The sequence below is a fragment of the Streptomyces sp. SA15 genome (genome assembly GCF_002291145.1).
Taxonomy (GTDB): domain Bacteria; phylum Actinomycetota; class Actinomycetes; order Streptomycetales; family Streptomycetaceae; genus Streptomyces.
This window is the reverse complement of record NZ_NTGE01000120.1, coordinates 108,807-127,081: the sequence shown is the minus strand read 5'-3', so window position 1 is coordinate 127,081 and position 18,275 is coordinate 108,807. Positions and strand designations below refer to the sequence as shown.

The window sequence follows — 18,275 nt, the reverse complement described above, 5'->3', positions numbered from 1 at the left end:
CTTCATCGGTACACGAGGTACTCCCCGCGCATGCGCCGGAACGCCGGGAGCTCCTCGCCCCAGCCCGCCACCACCTCGTCGGTGTCCGCTCTCGCGTCGATCATCGTGCGCCTCCGCGCGGACCCGGTGAGCTTGTCGATCCAGTTGTCCGGGCGCCGAGTGAATCTGAACAGCCGCCCCAGCTCCGCGACGGTCATCCCGTGGGCCTGCGAGATCGGCTGCCGCCCGACGAAGGTCGCGAACTCCTTGTGGAGCACCGGTCCCAGGGCCGCCCGCCCGGTCACCGGATTCGGCCGGTCCAGGACCACGAACCGCTTGCCCGCATGTGTGACCTCCGCGGGAACGGTATGCGCTCCCGCACAGCCCCGCACCCCTACGGCGTTCACCCTTCCGTTGCTACATACCGACCGGTTAGTCTGGCACCGCAGAGCCGCAGTCAAAGGAGACCGATGGTGGAAGCCGTTCAGGGCGCTGGTGTGGTCGTCACGGGGGCCGGGGGTGGCATCGGAGCCGCACTGGCCTGTCGCTTCGCCGGCGAAGGTGCTCGGGTCGTCGTCAACGACCTCGATGCCGGGCGGGCGCAAGCAGTCGCCGGGGAGATCGGCGGCATCGCCGTCCCCGGCGACGCCGCCGCGATCGTCGGCGAGGCCCGCGAGGCGCTCGGCGGCACCGTCGATGTCTACTGCGCCAACGCCGGTGTCGCCTTCGAGGGCGGGGACGCCGCCGCGCCGCTCGACGAGAAGGTCTGGGCGGCCTCCTGGGACGTCAACGTCATGGCGCACGTCCGCGCGGCCCACGAACTGCTTCCGGACTGGCTGGAGCGCGGCAGCGGTCGCTTCGTGTCCACCGTGTCGGCCGCCGGACTGCTCACCATGATCGGCGCGGCACCCTACGCCGTCACCAAGCACGGCGCCTACGCCTTCGCCGAGTGGCTGTCGCTGACGTACCGGCACCGCGGTCTGAAGGTGCACGCGATCTGTCCGCAGGGCGTGCGCACCGACATGCTCGCGGCCACCGGCAGCGCGGGCGACCTGGTGCTCCAGCCGACCGCGATCGAGCCGGACGACGTGGCGGACGCCCTCTTCAAGGGCATCGAGGAGGACCGCTTCCTGGTCCTGCCGCACCCCGAGGTCGCCGGGTTCTATCAGGCCAGGGCCACCGACCCCGACCGCTGGCTGGCGGGCATGAACCACATCCAGCAGAAGTGGGAGACGACCCGGTGACCGACTCCCGGTACGCGGCCAAGCCCTGGCTGGCCCTGCTGGGCGACGCCCAGCGCGCCCCGATCGACCCCGCCGACTCCCTCGTGCACGCCCTGCGCCGGGCCGTCGACGAGACCCCGGACCGCACCTTCCTCGCCTACTTCGACGGCCGCCTGACCTACCGCGAGGTCGACGAGCTGAGCGATTCCGTCGCCGGTCACCTCGCCGCCCGTGGTCTGGAGCGCGGCGACCGGGTGGCGGTCCTGCTGCAGAACTCCCCGCACTTCGTGCTCGCCGTGCTCGGCGCCTGGAAGGCGGGGGCGACCGTCGTGCCCGTCAATCCGATGTACAAGTCGGGGGAGGTCGGCCACGTCCTGCGGGACGGCGAGGTTGCCGCGCTGATCTGCTCCGACCGCGCCTGGGAGTCGTATCTGCGCGACACGGCCGCCGACTCGCCGGTGCGGATCGTGCTCACCGGGTGCGAGCTGGATTTCCAGACCCGAGGCGACACGCGCGTGCTGACCTTCGAGCGGCTCCCGCAGGCCGAGGACGCCGACGACCTGACGGCCGTGGCCCGCGCCGGCCACAAGGCGCCCGAGGGGCGTGACGCCGGCCCGGCCGACATCGCGCTGATCAGCTACACCTCCGGCACCAGCGGCACCCCCAAGGGCGCCACCAACACGCACGGCAACATCATGCACAACGCGGAGCGGCAGCGGACCGGACTGGCCCTGCCCGGGACGCCCGTCTACTTCGCGATGGCGCCGCTGTTCCACATCACCGGGATGGTCTGCCAACTCGGCGCCTGCCTGAACAGCGCGGGCACGCTCGTCCTGGCGTACCGCTTCGAGGCGGGCGTCGTGCTGGACGCGTTCGCCGAGCACCGGCCCCATTACACGGTCGGCCCGTCGACGGCCTTCATGGCGCTGGCCGCCCACCCGTCCGTCACGCCGGACCACTTCTCGTCCTTCGTCAACATCTCCTCGGGCGGCGCACCGCTCCCGCCCGCCCTGGTGGAGAAGTTCCGGGCCGGTTTCGGGCCGTACATCCGCAACGGCTACGGGCTGACGGAGTGCACCGCCCCCTGCGCCTCCGTGCCACCCGGTCTGGAGGCACCCGTCGATCCGGCCTCCGGGACGCTGGCGGTGGGCGTGCCCGGCCCCGACACGGTCGTCCGGATCGTCGACGACCGGGGGCAGGAGGTGCCCTTCGGCGAACAGGGGGAGATCGTCGTACGGGGGCCGCAGGTCGTCCCCGGCTACTGGCGGCGCCCGGAGGCCACCGCCGAGACCTTCCCCGACGGGGAGCTGCGCACCGGCGACATCGGGTTCATGGACCCCCAGGGCTGGCTGTACGTCGTCGACCGCAAGAAGGACATGATCAACGCCTCCGGCTTCAAGGTGTGGCCGCGCGAGGTCGAGGACGTGCTGTACACGCACCCGGCGGTGCGCGAGGCGGCCGTCGTCGGCGTGCCCGACGGGTACCGCGGAGAGACCGTCAAGGCCTACATCAGCCTGCGTCCGGGGGCCGAGACGGACCCCGATAGCCTCGCCGTGTACTGCAAGGAGAGACTGGCCGCCTACAAATACCCGCGTCAGGTGGAGATCCTGCCCGACCTGCCGAAGACGGCGAGTGGGAAGATCCTCCGTCGGGAACTGCGTTCCCGCACGCATGACCACAAGCGCCAACAGAAGTAGCAACAGAAAAGCAACAGAAGAAAGACTCGGAAGGCAGGTGGCGGCAGTGCCCAGGACGACGGAAGGTGACGGGACTCCCGTGCCGCAGCGGCTGCTGGCCGCCGCCACCCGGCTCTTCGCCGAGCAGGGCTACGACCGCACCTCGGTGCAGGAGATCGTCGAGGCGGCCGGCGTCACCAAGGGGGCGCTGTACCACTACTTCGGCTCCAAGGACGACCTCCTGCACGAGGTGTACGCGCGCGTGCTGCGCGTCCAGCAAGAGAGACTGGACGCCTTCGCGGACGCCGACGAGCCGGTCGAGAAGCGGCTGAGGGACGCGGCGGCCGACGTCGTCGTCACGACGATCGACAAGCTCGACGACGCGATGATCTTCTGGCGCTCGATGCACCACCTCAGTCCGGAGAAGAACAAGCAGGTGCGTGCCGAGCGGCGCCGGTACCACGAGCGATTCCGGGCGCTGATCGAGGAGGGGCAGGAGGCCGGCGTCTTCTCCAAAGCGACCCCTGCCGACCTGGTGGTGGACTACCACTTCGGCTCCGTCCACCACCTGTCGACCTGGTACCGGCCCGACGGCCCCCTCAGTCCCCAGGAGGTCGCCGATCACCTGGCCGATCTGCTGCTGCGGGCGCTGCGACCGTAGCGTCCATCTGTTTCCGTGCGGCCATGCGCAAGTGGCCATATGTAAGGGGCGGCTGCCAATGGCAGCCGCCCCTTACACATGAGCAACACATGAGCTCACAGGTACTTCTTCAGCTCCCGCCGCGCCAGCGACCGCTGGTGCACCTCGTCCGGGCCGTCGGCGATCATCAGGGTGCGGGCACCGGCGTACAGCTCGGCCAGCGGGAAGTCCTGGCTCACCCCTCCCGCGCCGTGCAGTTGGATCGCCCGGTCGATGATGTCGACGACCGTACGGGGCGTGGCGATCTTGATGGCCTGGATCTCCGTGTGGGCGCCCCTGTTGCCGACCGTGTCCATCATCCAGGCCGTCTTCAGCACCAGCAGCCGCAGCTGCTCGACCGCCACCCGGGCGTCCGCGATCCAGTTGTGGACCACGCCCTGCTGGGCCAGCGCCTTCCCGAAGGCGGTGCGCGACGTCGCCCGCCTGCACATCAGCTCGATCGCCCGCTCCGCCATGCCGATCAGCCGCATGCAGTGGTGGATACGGCCGGGACCGAGGCGGGCCTGGGCGATGGCGAAGCCGCCACCCTCCTCGCCGATCAGGTTCGAGACCGGCACGCGCGCGTGGTCGAAGATAACCTCGGCGTGGCCGCCGTGGTAGTGGTCCTCGTAGCCGAAGACCTGCATCGCGCGCTGGACCGTGACGCCCGGGGTGTCACGGGGGACCAGGACCATGGACTGCTGGCGGCGGATGTCGGCGCCGTCCGGGTCCGTCTTGCCCATCACGATGAAGATCTTGCAGTCCGGGTTCATCGCCCCGGAGATGTACCACTTGCGCCCGGTGACGACGTACTCGTCCGTGCCGTCGGAGGCTCGCTCGATGTGCGTGGTGATGTTCGTGGCGTCGGACGAGGCCACCTCGGGCTCCGTCATCGCGAACGCCGAGCGGATCTCACCGGCGAGCAGGGGTTCGAGCCACTGCTTCTTCTGCTGTTCGTCGCCGAACTGGGTGAGGACCTCCATGTTCCCGGTGTCGGGCGCCGCGCAGTTCGTCACGGTCGGCGCCAGGTGCGGGCTGCGGCCGGTGATCTCGGCGAGCGGCGCGTACTGGAGGTTCGTCAGGCCGGCGCCGTACTCGGTGTCGGGGAGGAAGAGGTTCCACAGGCCCTGCCTGCGTGCCTCGGCCTTCAGGTCTTCGACGACCGGCGGGGTGTCCCACGGGGACGCCAGCTGTGCGCGCTGCTCGTGCGCGATCTGCTCGGCGGGGTAGACGTACTCGTCCATGAAGGCGAGCAACTTGGCGCGCAGTTCCTCGGTGCGCGCGTCGAACGCGAAGTCCATGGCCTCAGCCTTCCTGGAGTCCTGCTTGAAGAGTCGTCAGACCGTGCTCGATGAAGATCGGGACCAGGTCGCCGATGCGGTCGAAGCCGCGGCCGACCGTCTGGCCCAGGGTGTAGCGGTAGTGGATGCCCTCCAGGATCACGGCCAGCTTGAACCAGGCGAACGCCGTGTACCAGGACACCGCGGAGACGTCGCGTCCCGAGCGCGCGGCATACCGCTCGACGAGTTCGGCGGGTTCGGGGTGGCCGGGAGCCTCGGCGGTCGTGAAGACCGGGGAGTCGGCCGTGCCCAGCGGGATGCTGTACATCACCAGCAGGCCGAGGTCGGTGAGCGGGTCGCCGAGCGTCGACATCTCCCAGTCGAGGATCGCCTTGATCGTGTCGTTCTCGCCGATCAGGACATTGTCGAGCCGGTAGTCACCGTGTACGACCGTCGGGGCGGGGGAGCGGGGCAGCTCCCGGCCGAGCGCCGCGTGCAGCTCGTCGATGCCGGCCAGCTCCCGGTTGCGGGAGGCGTCCAGCTGCTTGCCCCAGCGTCGCAGTTGCCGGTCCAGGAAGCCCTCGGGGCGGCCGAAGTCGGCCAGGCCCACCTCGGCGGGGTCCACCGCGTGGAGCTCCACGAGCGTGTCGACGAGGTTCAGCACGGCCCCTCGGGTGCGGTCGGGACCGAGGGAGGCGAGCTGGTCGGCGGTGCGGTACGGGATGCCCTCGACGAACTCCATGACGTAGAACTGCGCCCCGAGCACCTCCTCGTCCTCGCACATCAGCACCGGGCGCGGCACCGGCACGTTCGTCGGGTGCAGTGCGCTGATCACCCGGTGCTCGCGCTTCATGTCGTGCGCGGTGGCCAGGACGTGGCCCAGCGGGGGCCGCCGTACGACCCACTTGGAAGCGCCGTCGGAGACCGCGTACGTGAGGTTCGACCGTCCGCCCTCGATCAGCCGGCCGGTCAGAGGGCCGTGGACCAGGCCGGGCCGCTCACGGTCGAGCAGGGCGCGCAGCCGGTCGAGGTCGAGGCCTGGCGGATGGTCGGGGCTCATCAATGCTCCTACGGGCGGGTGAACGCGACCTGACCAATGATGCCGACCGGTCGGTATGTCGTCCAGTGGGGGAACTGAACGTGATCGGAGCCACGATAAGCCGACAGCTCCCCGTGCGGGGCGACGGGGAGCTGTCGGCGGTGCCTTCTCGGCCAGGCCAGACCAGGCCGGGCCGGGGCGGCGTGGGATCGATCGGCGGGGGGCTCGGTCAGTGGTCGTCCCAGTGGCCCTCGTGCTCGGCGTGCCGGTGGCCTTCATGGAGGTAGTCGACGTGGTCGCCGTGCAGGACGCTCGGGTGCCCGCAGTCCGCACCGTGCCGGTGGTCGTGGCCCTCGTGCGAGACGTGTTCGGCGGGCTCGCATTCGTCCCAGTGGCCGCCGTGCTCGCGGTGCAGGTGTCCGTCGTGCGCGTAGTCGACGTGATCGCCGTGCGGTACCTGGGTGTGGCCGCAGTCCGGGCCGTGGGTGTGCGTGTGGGAGGCGTGTTCGTGGTGGAGGGTGGTCATGGTGCTCACCTTCGACGGTGCGGGTGATGACGTCGGACAGGCTGCCACGCGAACGGTGTGTATCCGGCTATTCCGGCGATTTCGACTTTTCGATTTTCGTGGCATACGCGTACCCCTTGGGGGCCATCACCTAATGACGGTAGGGCGGGGATGAGGGGCGCGCCCACCAAGATTCGTTCAAGGCCGTGTGCGACCGGCCCCGGAGAGTTCAGAAGAGGGTCAGAAGACCAGCGCCGCGGCGCACAGTGCCAGTGCGACGGTGAGCAGGGCGCCGGCCGTCGCGTGTCGGGGCGCGAGTGCGGGTGGGCTGTTGGTGGCCGCCAGGGTGCGGATGCGGTGGTGGGCGATCAGGAGGAAGGCCAGCCACAGCCCGCAGCACAGGGCGCAGACGATGATCGCGGCCGCCGATGTCCCGCCGTGCAGCGCGGTCTTCATCGCCAGCAGGGCGGCTACGGTGCTGGACAGCGTGGTACGGCGCCAGGCGAGGCGTGTGCGCTCCGGTTGCAGTCCGGGGTCCCGGTCGTGGGCGGCCGGGGGAGCCGTCCCGCTCACCCCTCCCACCCGAAGAGGACGACAACGACCATCGCGACGGCCACGATCGCGACGGCGAGGCTGAGCAGTGCCGGGAATCGGGACACCGGCAGGTCCTCGCCTCGGCGCATGGCCCGTTCGCAGCGAATCCAGTGGTTGACCGCGCGCAGGGAGCACAGGACGCCCGCCGCGAGCAGCGCGAGCGCGAGGCCGACGCGCCAGCCCCAGCGCAGGTCGGGCAGGAACTGGTCCACGGCGAAGCCGCCGCCGATCAGGGCGAGGGCGGTGCGCAGCCAGGCCAGGAAGGTGCGCTCGTTCGCCAGCGAGAACCGGTAGTCGGGGGTGCCGCCCTCTTCCCGGATCGCCTGGGGTGCGAACCACAGGCGGACGTTCCGTGCGAATCCGATCACGAACAGACCCTATCGGGGCCGCTGCGAGGGATTCGAGGGTCAGCCGACTACCTGGGCCTACCCCCGATACCCGCGGAGCCTCTCGTACGCCGCCAACCCGTCCGGCACCCACTCCCAGTCCCTCAGGCGGCGCTCCACCTCGTCCTCCGGCAGGAACTCGTGCCAGGCCACCTCTTCGACCTGCGGCCGTACAGGAAGGTCGCAGCGGACCTCGTACACCGCCGACCACCAGCTCTGGCCGGCTCCGTCGTCGTAGAGGAACTTGAAGAGGTACTCGGGGCGCGGCAACCCCGTCACGCCCAGTTCCTCCTCGGCCTCCCGCAGGGCCGCGTCGTCGTAGGACTCGCCCGCGCCGACCACTCCGCCGACGAACATGTCGTAGAGGGACGGGTAGACCAGCTTGGTCGGGGTGCGGCGGTGGACGAAGAGGCGGCCCTCCGCGTCCCTGGCCTGGATGAAGACGCAGCGGTGGCGCAGGCCCTTCGCGTACGCCTCGCCGCGCGGCGACCGGCCGATGACCTGGTCGTTCTCGTCGACGATGTCGAGGATCTCGTCAGCAGCGCTCATGACGTCATCCAAGCAGGGTCAGCTCACCGCAGGGTCGGCTCACTGCGGTTGCAGATCCAGCGCCCGCTCGGGCCGCCTCGCACCGCTCGGCATCGCCGGGTGCATGCCCAGCAGCACGATGCCCACCACGATCGCCGCGAGCCCGCCCGCCTCCCAGGCCAGCGCCCCCGTGTCGGTCCGCAGCCGGTCGCCCAGGAAGCCGACGCCGCAGGCGATGCCGGCCAGCGGCTGGGCGGCGGTGAGGGCGGGCAGCGACATGCGCAGGGATGCGGTTTCGAACGCGCTCTGGACGAGGATCAGGCCGGTGACGCCGAGCACCAGCACGCCGTACGGCTGCCAGCCCGTCAGCAGTTCCATGAGGCCGCCCTCGGAGAAGCGCCGGCCGCTCACCCGGGTCAGGGCGTCCTGCACGCCGTAGAGCAGGCCGGCCGCGATCGCCAGCAGTACCGGGCCGGAGCTCAGGCGGGAGCGCCTCGCGTGCGTCGTGAGGATGAGGGCGAGGCCCAGCATGGTTCCGATGATCAGCCAGTGGCGGAGCGGATCAGCGACCGCGGTGCCGCCGCGGGGCTCGCCCGCCACGATGAACGTGGTCACCCCGCCCGCGAGCAGTACGAGGCCCGCCCATCCCTGGCGGCCCAGTGGCTGCTTGCTCTGCTTGCGGGACAGGGCGAGGGCGAAGAGCAGGTTCGTGGCCAGGAGGGGTTCCACCAGGGAGATCTCGCCCATGCCCAGCGCCATCGCGCCGAGGGCCATGCCGGCCACCATCAGCCCGATGCCGCCGAGCCAGCGCGGCACCTTCATCAGGTCGAGGAGCAGCCGCGGCGACAGGAAGTCTCTCAGCGGTGCCTGCCGGGCCGCGTTCTGCTGGAGGACGAAGCCGAAGCCGAGGCAGCACGCGGCGCTCAAGGCCAGGACGAGAACCAGAACCGACAAGCTGTGTACCTCGAGATCATCCGGTCGGGCCGTGGGAGAGCGACCATCGTGCGGGACCGGGATGGGGTGCGCCATGGCGTATGCCACAGGTCCTGGGTGCGTGCCCAACCATGCCGCACAAGTCCTCATTCTCTCAAGGAAGTTGACGCGTGTAACGCCCGGATGGGCCTTGACGAAAAGCGTTGGCTGAGGGTTGGCTGTGCGTGATCAATCGATGGCGAGAAGAAAAGTCCAGACCAGAAGGCCGGGCCGAGCGCGTGAGGAAGTCCCCGCGGTGTCCCCACCCCCGCCACCCTTCGGGCGCGGCCGCAGGCACGCCCGCCGATCTCTCGACGCCGCCCTCGACGACACCGACCTCGTCGCCGCGCGCGCCGCGCTGGCCCAGGGGCGGTGGCAGGCCGCCCGCACGCTCCTCGCCCACACCGGCGACGACTGGGACCGCCGAGGACACCGGGTCACCGTCCTCGCCCTGGAGCCCTACAGCGCCGCCTGGGCCCGCGACTGGTTGCTCGCCGACCCCGACTCCGCCGACGCCGCCGTCCTGCTCGCCCTCGCCCAGGTCCGCCGCGCCCTGCGCGGCAAGGAGACCCCGGTCCGGGCCCGGGAGGCTTGCCAGGCCGCCGCTGCCCTCGTGCCCGCCGACCCCACGCCCTGGCTCGGCCTGCTCATGCTGGAGCGCGCCCTGGGCGCCGGCGAGGAGGTCGTCCGGCTCTTCGGCGAAGTGCGCGCGCGGTACGCCGATCACCACCACGCCCATCACCTGATGGTCGCCCGTCTCGCCGAGCGCCGCGCCGACGCCGGCCCCGACCCCCTGCACGAGGTCTACGACTTCGCCGTCTGGGCCGCCGAGCAGGCCCCCGCCGACTCCCCGCTCGCGATCCTCCCGGTCGTCGCGCACGCCGAGCGCTACCGCGTGCTGGCCGCCGCCGGACACGAGCCCGCCGACCCGGCCGCCTCCGAGCACTGGACCGGCCGTCGGGCCCGGCAGGTGATGAAGGCCGCGTTCGACTGGTGGCTGGAGTGGGAGCACGAGGGCCACCCCCGGCGGCTGGTCGACCTCAACTTCCTCGCCCACGCCAAGGTCTGCGAGGGCCGGGGCGCCGAAGCCGCCGCCCTGTTCCATCGCATCGGCGAACACGTCACCCCGGCGCCGTGGTCGTACCCGGACCACGATCCGTATCCCGCCTTCCGTGCCGCTCGCGACAGCGCGCTGGGCGCGGTCTGACATCCCCGACGCAGCCCCCGACTCCATCACCCCCGACTCCATCACCCCCGACTCCATCACCCCCGAGTCCACACCCCCGATTCCGAACGAAGGACGGTCTCCCGATGACCACGGGCAGTTCGAGCACGAGCACATCAACGGCCGACGGCATCAGCACCTTCAAAGGCCAGGAGCGGGCGCTGCGGGCCGGCCGCCTCGGCACCGGCGGCCTGCTGCTCTCCGTCCTCGCGGCGACCGCCCCCCTCATGGTCGTCGCTGGTGTCATGCCCACCACATTCGCGGTGATGGGCATCGTCGGACAGCCGCTCCTCTTCGTCCTCCTCGGTGTGGTCCTGGCCCTCTTCGGCGTCGGCTACGCGGAAATGAGCCGGCACGTCCACAACGCGGGCGCCTTCTACGCGTACATCTCCCGCGGCCTCGGCGGTACAGCGGGGGCGAGCGCGGCCCTCGTCGCGCTCGTCGCCTACAACGCCCTCCAGGTCGGCATCTACGGCATCTTCGGCTTCGAGGTCTCCGGCCTCTTCGCCACCTACGCAGACCTCGAAGTCGCCTGGTGGATACCCGCGCTGGTGGCCGCGCTCGTCGTCGGCGCGCTGGGCTGGCTGAAGATCGACGTCAACGCGCGCGTGCTCGGCGTCCTGCTGATCGTCGAGGTGGCCCTGGTGGTCATCTTCGACATCGCGGCCGTCGCCGACCCCGGAACGGAGGGCCTGTCCCTGCACGCCTTCAACCCGGACACCCTCAGCGGCGCCGGCGTCGGCACCGCCCTGTGCTTCTGCATCGCGGCCTTCCTCGGCTTCGAGCAGGCGCCCGTGTACGCCGAGGAGACCAGCCGCCCGCACATCCTGGTACCCCGCGTGATGTTCCTCGCGGTCGGCGGGGTCGCCGTCTTCTTCGCGCTCAGCAGCTGGGCCCTCACCGTCGCCACCGGCCCCGCGGCCATCGTCGGCGAGGCACAGAAGCAGAGCGCCGGACTGCTGTTCTCCCTCACCGAGTCCCGGCTCGGCGGCACCTTCACGGACGTGCTGCACGTCCTGTTCGTGACCGGCATGTTCGCGGCCCTGCTCAGCTTCCACAACGTCGTCGCCCGGTACGCCTTCGCCATGGGCCGCGAGGGCCTGCTGCCCGCCGCCTTCGGCCGGACCAACAGCACGAGCGGCGCTCCCGGCACCGGCTCGCTGCTCCAGACGGCCGTCGCGGTGGTGATCGTGACCGCCTTCGCGATCGCCGACGACAAGCCGACCGGCGATCCCACCGAGCCCGTCCTGCACCTGTTCACCTGGTTCGGCAACATCGGTGCCCTCGGCGTGATCGTGCTGATGGCGGCGGCCTGCGTGTCGGTCATCGTGTTCTTCGTCCGCCGCGGCGCCGCGGCCGCCCAGGCCTGGCGGCTGCTCACCTCCGCCCTGGCCGGCATCGCCCTGCTCGTGATCGCCGGCTACACCGTCAAGGACTTCGACGTCCTGGTCGGCGCCGGCCCCGACTCGTCGCTCAGCTGGATACTCCCCGGGATCATCGGGCTCGCCCTGGTGATCGGCCTGGTGCAGGGCCTGGCCCTGCGCGCCCGCCGCCCCGAGGCACACGCCCGCATCGGGCTCGGCAACGAGGCGTTCCAGCTGGAGAAGGCGGCGGAGAAGGCGTCGTAACGGACCGTATCCGCGTAAGTAGTGATCACGGAACTCCGCGTAAGAAGTGATTACGGAACCCTGACGAGCACCCGCGACCCCTGGTCCGTCCCGGGCCGCGGGTGTTCGAATGAACCCGTGAACTCCGAACAGCCCGAGGAACGCGGCACCCCCGTCGGCCGCCGCGTCGTCCTCGGCACCCTCGGCCTGGGCGCACTCGGCGTGGTCGCCGCGCCCACCCTGCAACGCGGCCTGGAGGCCTTCCTCGGCAGCGCCGCCGACAAGGACCCGACCGGCCTGACGGGCCTGCTCCCGAACGGCGGCGGCTTCCGCTACTACTCGGTCACGTCCTCCGTGCCCCACAAGAACGCCGAGAACTACCGCCTCACCGTCGACGGCCTCGTCGACCGCCCGCACAGCTACACCCTGGCCGACCTGCGCGCCCTGCCGCAGACCCGGCTGGTCAAGGACGTCCAGTGCGTCACCGGCTGGCGCGTCCCCGACACGCCCTTCGAAGGGGTGCGGCTGTCCCGGCTGCTCGACGCCGCCGGGGTGCGGGCGAAGGCCGGGGCCGTGCGCTTCACCTGCTTCGACGGCGCGTACACCGAGAGCCTCACCCTCGACCAGGCCCGCCGCGCGGACGTCCTGGTCGCGCTGCGCATGCAGGACAAGGACCTCGGCCACTCCCACGGCGGCCCGGTCCGCCTCTACGTGGCGCCCATGTACTTCTACAAGTCCGCCAAGTGGCTCTCCGGCATCACCGTCACCGAGGACGTGCAGCCGGGCTACTGGGAGGAACGGGGCTACGACGTCGACGCCTGGGTCGGCCGTTCGAACGGGCGGGACGATGAGCCTACGACTTGACGCCCCGGCCGACGCGGCGAGGCTGCCGCGCTTCAGCCGTGCCGAGCGGTGGGTGCACCGCACCACGGCCGCGCTGATGGGCGTGTGCGTGGTGACGGCGGCCTGCCTGTACGTCCCGCAGCTCGCCGAACTCGTCGGCCGCCGCGAGCTCGTGGTCCGCGTCCACGAGTGGGCCGGACTCGCCCTGCCCGTACCCGTCCTGGCGGGCCTCGCCTCCCGCGCGTTCCGTGGCGACCTGCGCTTCCTGAACCGCTTCGGCCCGCACGACCGCGTCTGGCTGCGCGCCGCCCTGCGCCGCGACAGACGGCCCGCGTCCCGCCCGGCGGGCAAGTTCAACGCCGGGCAGAAGGTCTACGCGGCCTGGATCGCCGGGGCCACCCTCGTCATGCTCGGCACGGGTCTGGTGATGTGGTTCACCCACCTCACCCCGCTGGTCTGGCGCACCAGCGCGACCTTCGTCCACGACTGGCTCGCGCTGACCATCGGCATCGTGCTGGCCGGCCACATCGGCATGGCCCTCGCCGACCCGGAGGCCCGCCGGGGCATGCGCACCGGGTCGGTGAGCCGGGAGTGGGCGGAAAAAGAGCACCCCCTGTGGCGTCCTTAGGCGTGGTGTCCCGGGGACTCGAAGTCCAGCAGCACCTTGCAGGACCTGCTCCGGTCCGCCGCCAGCGCGAACGCCGACTCCGCCTCCCGGACCGGCACCACCGCGCTGACCAGACCGTCGAACACCGGCTCCGCAGCGAGCAGTTCGAGCGCCTCGTCGAACTCCCCGTCGAAGCGGAACGCCCCCCGCAGCTCGATCTCCCGGCTCACCACCAGGTTCCCCGCGAAGGGGCTCTGCCCGGACGGCAGCATCCCGAGCTGCACGACGACCCCGCCGCGCCGCACCAGCCTCAGACAGGTGTCGAGGCCCGCGGCCACCCCGGACGCCTCCACGGCCGTATCCACCTCGGACGGCCACCCGGCGTCGGACGGATCATCCGCGCGTACGACGGTGTCGGCGCCCGCCGCCGAGGCGTACCGCAGCGCCTCCGGGAGCAGGTCCGTCGCCGTCACGTGGCCGGCGCCGGCCGCCTTGGCCGCCGCGACCACGAGACACCCGATGGGACCCGCGCCGGTGACCAGGACGTGCCTGCCCCGCAGGTCCCCGGCCCGCCGTACCGCGTGCAGGGCCACCGACAGCGGCTCGGCGAGCGCCGCCCGGCGCAGTTCAAGACCCGTCGGAAGCGGCCTCAACTGCTCCGCCGGAACGACCACTTGGGCCGCGAATCCGCCCTGGACATGCGGGAAACGGGCCGCGCTGCCGAGGTAGCGGGTGTCCCGGCAGACGTTGCGCCGCCCGTCCGCGCACTCCGGGCACACCCCGCAGGGCGTGGCGGGGTGCACGGCAACGGCCGTACCGACCACCGGACCCGAGGCACCGTCACCGTACGAGACGACCGTGCCCACCACCTCGTGGCCCAGCACCATCGGCTCCCGGAGCCGGAAGTCGCCGACCCCGCCGTGCCGCCAGTAGTGCAGGTCGGACCCGCAGACCCCGCCGTAGCGGACGGCGACCAGCGCCTGCCCGGGGCCGGGTGTCGGCACCGGCAACTCCTCGGCCCGCAGGTCGCCCTGACCGTGGATCACACAACCCAGCATCACAGTCTCCCCGGAGGTCACAGCACGCTCGTCATGCCGCCGTCGACATACAGCACCTGCCCACTGACGAAGTCCGCGGCGGGCGAGGCGAGGAACAGCACCCCGCCCACCAGGTCCTCCGTACGGCCCCAGCGGCCGGCCGGCGTGCGGCGCCGCACCCACGCGCTGAACTCCTCGTCCTCGACGAGGGCCTGGGTCAGCTCGGTCTCGATGTAGCCGGGGCCGAGACCGTTGACCTGCACGCCGTACGGACCCCAGTCCGCGCACATGCCCTTGGTGAGCATCTTCAGCGCGCCCTTGGTGGCCGCGTAGGGAGCGATGCCCGGGCGGACCACCTCGCTCTGCAGCGAGCAGATGTTGATGATCTTGCCGTGGCCGCGTTCCGTCATCCGGCGCGCGGCCTCCCGGCCGACCAGGAACGCGCTGGTGAGGTTGGTGTCCAGGATCCGGTGCCAGTCGGACTCCGCGAACTCAAGGAGCGGGGCGCGCAGTTGCATGCCCGCGTTGTTGACCAGGATGTCGAGCGGGCCGACCCGCTCCTCGACGTCCGCGATTCCGGCTCGCACCGACGCGCCGTCGGTGACGTCGAACGCGGCCGTGTGCACGTCCCCGGGCAGTTCGGCGGCGGCCTTGGTGAGGCGGTCGCCGTCCCGTCCGTTGAGGACGACCGTGCAGCCGGCCTCCACGAGCCCGCGGGCCAGCGCGAGCCCGATGCCCCGGCTGGAGCCGGTGACCAGGGCGGTACGCCCGCTGATGTCGAACAGAGGGTGACTCATCGCCGTACTCCTAGATGATCAGCGAAAGGAGCAGGACCACACCGCCGGCGACCACCGAGATGATCGTCTCCATGACGGACCAGGTCTTGAGGGTCTGGCCGACGTTCAGGCCGAAGTACTCCTTCACCAGCCAGAATCCGGCGTCGTTGACATGGCTGAAGAAGAGCGAGCCGGCGCCGATGGCCAGGACGAGCAGGGCCGCGTGGGTCGTCGACATGTCGGCCGCGAGCGGGGCGACCAGACCGGCCGCCGAGACCGTGGCCACGGTCGCCGAGCCGGTCGCCAGCCGGATCGCCACCGCGATCAACCAGGCCAGCAGCAGGGCGGGTATCGACCAGTCCTCGGATATGTCCAGGACCATCTGGCCCACACCGGAGTCGATCAGCGTCTGCTTGAAGCCGCCGCCCGCGCCGACGATCAGCAGGATGCCCGCGATGGGCGCGAGTCCCTTCTCGACGAGCTGGGAGACCCGCTCCTTGGCGAACCCGGCGGGCCGCAGGAGGGTGAAGATGCCCATCAGCACGGCGGCGAGCAGCGCGATCAGCGGCGAACCGATGACGTCGAAGACCCGCTGCACGGTGTTCTCGGGGTCGTCGATGACGATGTCGACCAGCGCCTTGGACAGCATCAGGACGACCGGCAGGAGGATCGTGGCCAGGGTCGCGCCGAAGCCGGGACGCTTCTCCAGTTCCTCGGAGGCGCGCTGAGGGATCATCCGGTCGGGGGCCGGGACGTCCACCCAGCGGGCCGCGTACCGCGCGAACAGCGGACCGGAGATGATCACCGTGGGTATGGCGACCAGGACGCCCAGCGCGAGCGTGACGCCCAGGTTGGCCTCGACCGCGTCGATCGCGACCAGCGGGCCGGGGTGCGGCGGCACCAGGCCGTGCATCACGGACAGACCGGCGAGCGCCGGTATGCCGATCTTCATGAGCGAGTAGTTGCCGCGCTTGGCGACCATCAGCACGACCGGTATCAGCAGCACGACGCCGACCTCGAAGAACAGCGGCAGACCGATCACCGAGGCGATCAGCACCATCGCCCACGGCATCGAACGGCCGCTCGCCCTGGCGAGGATCGTGTCGACGATCTGGTCGGCGCCGCCTGAGTCGGCGAGCATCTTGCCGAGGATCGCACCGAGGGCGATCAGCACGCCCACGCCGGCGACCGTGGTGCCGAGCCCGGTGGTGAAGCTGGTGATGGCCTTGTCGAGCGGTGCCCCGGCGAACGCGCCGAGCGCCAGCGACCCGAGGGTCAGCGACAGGAAGGCGTGGAGCTTGAACTTGGTGATGAGCAGGACGATGACGGCGATGCCCGCCAGTACGGCGATGCCCAGCTGAGCGTGGCCGGCCGAGGTGATCGGCTCGGGTGCGTCCGCTGCCAGCATCTCAACGCTGAGTCTGGTCACGGGGGTCCCTTGCAGGTACGGGGATGGGGGAGGGGTGTTACTGAGGGGCGTTACTGAGGGGCGTTACTGGAGGTGTTACTGGGGTGCGTCGGGAAGGGGCGCGGGGGGAAGGGAGTTCAGCGCCCGCACCGCTCGCTCGGTGATCTCTTCCGGGCTGCCGGAGACATCCACGGCGATCCCGGCCTCGTCCGCCCCGAGCGGCTGGAGCGTGGCGAACTGCGAGTCCAGCAGCGCCGTCGGCATGAAGTGACCCTGCCGGTGCGCCATTCGGTCCTCGATGAGCTTCCGGTCGCCCGTGAGGTGCACGAACGTGATCCCGGGAGCGGCGGCCCTGAGCCGGTCGCGGTACGACCTCTTCAGCGCCGAACAGCTGACCACCCCGCCGAGCCCGGCCCGCCCGTGCGCCCAGGCGCCGATGGCGTCGAGCCACGGCCACCGGTCCGCGTCGTCGAGCGGGGTGCCGGCCGACATCTTGTCGATGTTGGCCGGCGGGTGGAAGTCGTCACCCTCGGCGTACGGGACACCCAGCCGGGCGGCGAGCAGAGGACCGATCGTGGTCTTGCCCGTGCCGGCGACGCCCATCACCACGACGACGTGCGGGGTACGCATCACTGCCTCGCTGTCTTCCTCGACATACGACGTCGACATCTGACGTCGCCATACTGAAGCCCATTAGGTACGACGAATTCAAGCCCCAGTCACAAATAAGTCTGACTTTTTGTTACCGTGATCTGCCACGTACGCTGAGTGCATGAGCACATCGGGCCGGGGGCTGCACGGCCGGGTTCTGGAAACCCTCGGCCCCGCGATCACCGCGGGCGAGTACCCGCCGGGCAGCGTTCTGCGCACCGACGAACTGGCGCAGCGTTTCGACGTCTCACGCTCCGTGATGCGCGAGGCGGTCCGGGTCCTGGAGTCCATGCATCTCGTCGAGTCCCGCCGCCGGGTGGGTGTGACGGTGCTTCCCACGGCCGAGTGGAACGTCTACGACCCCCAGGTCATCCGCTGGCGCCTGGCCGGCGCCGACCGCCCGCGGCAACTCCGCTCCCTCACCGTGCTGCGCTCCGCGATCGAGCCGGTCGCCGCGGGTCTCGCCGCGAAGAACGCCACCGCCGACCAGTGCGCCGAACTCACCGAGTGCGCCCTGGGCATGGTGGCCCATTCACGCGGACACCAGCTGGAGGGCTACCTCGTCCACGACATCGCCTTCCACCGGGTCATCCTCTGCGCCTCCGGCAACGAGATGTTCGCCCGGCTCGGCGACGTCGTCGCGGAGGTCCTGGCCGGCCGCACCCACCACGAGGTCATGTTCGAGGACCCCGACCCGGCCGCCGTCACCCTCCACGTCCAGGTGGCGGAGGCGGTCCGCGGGGGCGACGCGGCCCGCGCGGAGGAACTGACCCGGGAGATCACGGTGGGAGCGCTCCAGGAGCTGGACATCCTCGCGCCGTAGGCTCTCAGGCCTCGGGGAAGTCCCCGTCGACATAGGTCCACGCCCCGTCGACCCGCTCGAACCGGCTGCGCTCACGCAGCGCACCGCCCCGGTAGGAGGCCCGGAACTCGACGGTCCCGGTGGTGTGGAACGCCGATCCGTCCCGAGTCCCGAGGATCTCCAGCCCCGTCCACCGCACCCCCGGATCGAGGTCGAGCCGCGCCGGCCGGGTCCGCGGATGCCAGGTCCGCAGCAGATACGGAGCGTCCCCCTTCACGAAGGCGCTGTACCGCGACCGCATGAGCGCCTCGGCGGTCGGCGCGGCGGCGGCACCGATGGGGGTCCCCCCGGTCGAGCCTGTTCGAGACTGGGGGAGATACCGGCCGCAGCACCGGTCGTACGCCTGAGGCAGCCCGCACGGGCAGGAACGACTGGTCATGGCCGCCATTGTGACAGGG

Annotated in this window: 20 protein-coding genes and 1 pseudogene; 8 read left to right on the top strand and 13 right to left on the bottom strand. The window is 71.0% G+C overall.

Annotation, left to right across the window (positions count from 1 at the left end; translation table 11 throughout):
• Window positions 1-2: 2 nt before the first annotated feature.
• A pseudogene (locus tag CLM62_RS28365) lies at window positions 3-323 on the bottom strand (exo-beta-N-acetylmuramidase NamZ domain-containing protein); the annotation flags it as partial.
• A gap of 126 nt (window positions 324-449) precedes the next feature.
• Between CLM62_RS28365 and CLM62_RS28360 the strand changes: the two are divergent.
• The 3 genes from CLM62_RS28360 to CLM62_RS28350 are packed head-to-tail and all read left to right on the top strand — an operon-like array spanning window position 450 to window position 3,539.
• Window positions 450-1,223, top strand: coding sequence for an SDR family oxidoreductase (locus CLM62_RS28360; RefSeq protein WP_095752747.1), 774 nt, complete (start codon window positions 450-452; stop codon window positions 1,221-1,223).
• On the top strand, window positions 1,220-2,899 hold the full coding sequence (locus CLM62_RS28355) for a class I adenylate-forming enzyme family protein (RefSeq protein ID WP_095752766.1): 1,680 nt from the start codon (window positions 1,220-1,222) through the stop codon (window positions 2,897-2,899). The genes CLM62_RS28360 and CLM62_RS28355 overlap by 4 nt, the downstream gene beginning before the upstream one ends.
• A gap of 46 nt (window positions 2,900-2,945) precedes the next feature.
• Window positions 2,946-3,539: a TetR/AcrR family transcriptional regulator gene (locus CLM62_RS28350; RefSeq protein ID WP_095752746.1), complete on the top strand. Its 594-nt coding sequence runs from the start codon at window positions 2,946-2,948 to the stop codon at window positions 3,537-3,539.
• A 95-nt stretch (window positions 3,540-3,634) separates the two neighbouring features.
• On the opposite strand, the gene CLM62_RS28345 is transcribed toward CLM62_RS28350, so the two are convergent.
• The 7 genes from CLM62_RS28345 to CLM62_RS28315 form a co-directional block, all read right to left on the bottom strand.
• Window positions 3,635-4,858 carry an acyl-CoA dehydrogenase family protein gene (locus tag CLM62_RS28345; protein ID WP_095752745.1) on the bottom strand — a complete coding sequence of 408 codons (1,224 nt, stop codon included), beginning with the start codon at window positions 4,856-4,858 and terminating at the stop codon, window positions 3,635-3,637.
• 4 nt (window positions 4,859-4,862) lie between these two features.
• A complete protein-coding gene (locus CLM62_RS28340; protein WP_095752744.1) occupies window positions 4,863-5,897 on the bottom strand; it encodes a phosphotransferase family protein in 1,035 nt (344 codons plus the stop codon).
• 208 nt (window positions 5,898-6,105) lie between these two features.
• Entirely contained in the window at window positions 6,106-6,402 is a 297-nt protein-coding gene (locus CLM62_RS28335; RefSeq protein ID WP_095752743.1) for a hypothetical protein, read from the bottom strand.
• A gap of 219 nt (window positions 6,403-6,621) precedes the next feature.
• On the bottom strand, window positions 6,622-6,954 hold the full coding sequence (locus CLM62_RS28330) for a DUF202 domain-containing protein (RefSeq protein ID WP_095752742.1): 333 nt from the start codon (window positions 6,952-6,954) through the stop codon (window positions 6,622-6,624).
• Window positions 6,951-7,343, bottom strand: a complete 393-nt coding sequence (locus CLM62_RS28325; RefSeq protein WP_095752741.1) for a YidH family protein — start codon at window positions 7,341-7,343, stop codon at window positions 6,951-6,953. The genes CLM62_RS28330 and CLM62_RS28325 overlap by 4 nt, the downstream gene beginning before the upstream one ends.
• A gap of 57 nt (window positions 7,344-7,400) precedes the next feature.
• Complete coding sequence (locus CLM62_RS28320) at window positions 7,401-7,910, bottom strand: NUDIX hydrolase (protein WP_095752740.1); 510 nt, start codon at window positions 7,908-7,910, stop codon at window positions 7,401-7,403.
• A gap of 39 nt (window positions 7,911-7,949) precedes the next feature.
• Entirely contained in the window at window positions 7,950-8,843 is an 894-nt protein-coding gene (locus CLM62_RS28315; RefSeq protein ID WP_095752739.1) for a DMT family transporter, read from the bottom strand.
• Between the two features lie 274 nt (window positions 8,844-9,117).
• Here CLM62_RS28315 and CLM62_RS28310 point away from each other — a divergent pair, with 274 nt between their 5' ends.
• From CLM62_RS28310 to CLM62_RS28295, 4 genes are all read left to right on the top strand, one after another.
• Complete coding sequence (locus CLM62_RS28310) at window positions 9,118-10,068, top strand: hypothetical protein (protein WP_179382259.1); 951 nt, start codon at window positions 9,118-9,120, stop codon at window positions 10,066-10,068.
• 104 nt (window positions 10,069-10,172) lie between these two features.
• Complete coding sequence (locus tag CLM62_RS28305) at window positions 10,173-11,714, top strand: APC family permease (RefSeq protein ID WP_095752737.1); 1,542 nt, start codon at window positions 10,173-10,175, stop codon at window positions 11,712-11,714.
• Window positions 11,715-11,831: 117 nt separating this feature from the next.
• Window positions 11,832-12,557 (top strand): molybdopterin-dependent oxidoreductase, encoded by a 726-nt coding sequence (locus CLM62_RS28300; protein ID WP_095752736.1) that lies wholly within the window; start codon window positions 11,832-11,834, stop codon window positions 12,555-12,557.
• Complete coding sequence (locus tag CLM62_RS28295) at window positions 12,541-13,164, top strand: cytochrome b/b6 domain-containing protein (protein WP_095752735.1); 624 nt, start codon at window positions 12,541-12,543, stop codon at window positions 13,162-13,164. The genes CLM62_RS28300 and CLM62_RS28295 overlap by 17 nt, the downstream gene beginning before the upstream one ends.
• Here the strand turns inward: CLM62_RS28295 and CLM62_RS28290 are convergent.
• The 4 genes from CLM62_RS28290 to CLM62_RS28275 form a co-directional block, all read right to left on the bottom strand.
• Window positions 13,161-14,201 carry an L-idonate 5-dehydrogenase gene (locus CLM62_RS28290; RefSeq protein WP_179382258.1) on the bottom strand — a complete coding sequence of 347 codons (1,041 nt, stop codon included), beginning with the start codon at window positions 14,199-14,201 and terminating at the stop codon, window positions 13,161-13,163. The genes CLM62_RS28295 and CLM62_RS28290 overlap by 4 nt on opposite strands.
• Before the next feature lie 17 nt (window positions 14,202-14,218).
• Complete coding sequence (locus tag CLM62_RS28285) at window positions 14,219-14,977, bottom strand: glucose 1-dehydrogenase (protein WP_095752733.1); 759 nt, start codon at window positions 14,975-14,977, stop codon at window positions 14,219-14,221.
• A 10-nt stretch (window positions 14,978-14,987) separates the two neighbouring features.
• A complete protein-coding gene (locus CLM62_RS28280; RefSeq protein WP_095752732.1) occupies window positions 14,988-16,385 on the bottom strand; it encodes a GntP family permease in 1,398 nt (465 codons plus the stop codon).
• Window positions 16,386-16,460: 75 nt separating this feature from the next.
• Entirely contained in the window at window positions 16,461-16,994 is a 534-nt protein-coding gene (locus CLM62_RS28275) for a gluconokinase (protein ID WP_095752731.1), read from the bottom strand.
• Window positions 16,995-17,136: 142 nt separating this feature from the next.
• On the opposite strand from CLM62_RS28275, the gene CLM62_RS28270 reads away from it, so the two are divergent.
• Window positions 17,137-17,838, top strand: coding sequence for a FadR/GntR family transcriptional regulator (locus CLM62_RS28270; protein ID WP_095752730.1), 702 nt, complete (start codon window positions 17,137-17,139; stop codon window positions 17,836-17,838).
• A 4-nt stretch (window positions 17,839-17,842) separates the two neighbouring features.
• Here the strand turns inward: CLM62_RS28270 and CLM62_RS28265 are convergent, their stop codons facing one another.
• Window positions 17,843-18,256 carry a YchJ family protein gene (locus tag CLM62_RS28265; protein WP_095752765.1) on the bottom strand — a complete coding sequence of 138 codons (414 nt, stop codon included), beginning with the start codon at window positions 18,254-18,256 and terminating at the stop codon, window positions 17,843-17,845.
• Window positions 18,257-18,275: the final 19 nt, after the last annotated feature.

Bases quoted from the DNA above. Each gene is read 5' to 3' on its own strand.
- CLM62_RS28340 (WP_095752744.1), bottom strand. From the start codon at position 5,897: ATGAGCCCCGACCATCCGCCAGGCCTCGACCTCGACCGGCTGCGCGCC.
- CLM62_RS28320 (WP_095752740.1), bottom strand. From the start codon at position 7,910: ATGAGCGCTGCTGACGAGATCCTCGACATCGTCGACGAGAACGACCAG.
- CLM62_RS28335 (WP_095752743.1), bottom strand. From the start codon at position 6,402: ATGACCACCCTCCACCACGAACACGCCTCCCACACGCACACCCACGGC.
- CLM62_RS28345 (WP_095752745.1), bottom strand. From the start codon at position 4,858: ATGGACTTCGCGTTCGACGCGCGCACCGAGGAACTGCGCGCCAAGTTG.
- CLM62_RS28270 (WP_095752730.1), top strand. From the start codon at position 17,137: ATGAGCACATCGGGCCGGGGGCTGCACGGCCGGGTTCTGGAAACCCTC.
- CLM62_RS28305 (WP_095752737.1), top strand. From the start codon at position 10,173: ATGACCACGGGCAGTTCGAGCACGAGCACATCAACGGCCGACGGCATC.
- CLM62_RS28295 (WP_095752735.1), top strand. From the start codon at position 12,541: ATGAGCCTACGACTTGACGCCCCGGCCGACGCGGCGAGGCTGCCGCGC.
- CLM62_RS28360 (WP_095752747.1), top strand. From the start codon at position 450: ATGGTGGAAGCCGTTCAGGGCGCTGGTGTGGTCGTCACGGGGGCCGGG.
- CLM62_RS28285 (WP_095752733.1), bottom strand. From the start codon at position 14,977: ATGAGTCACCCTCTGTTCGACATCAGCGGGCGTACCGCCCTGGTCACC.
- CLM62_RS28275 (WP_095752731.1), bottom strand. From the start codon at position 16,994: ATGCGTACCCCGCACGTCGTCGTGGTGATGGGCGTCGCCGGCACGGGC.
- CLM62_RS28290 (WP_179382258.1), bottom strand. From the start codon at position 14,201: ATGCTGGGTTGTGTGATCCACGGTCAGGGCGACCTGCGGGCCGAGGAG.
- CLM62_RS28265 (WP_095752765.1), bottom strand. From the start codon at position 18,256: ATGACCAGTCGTTCCTGCCCGTGCGGGCTGCCTCAGGCGTACGACCGG.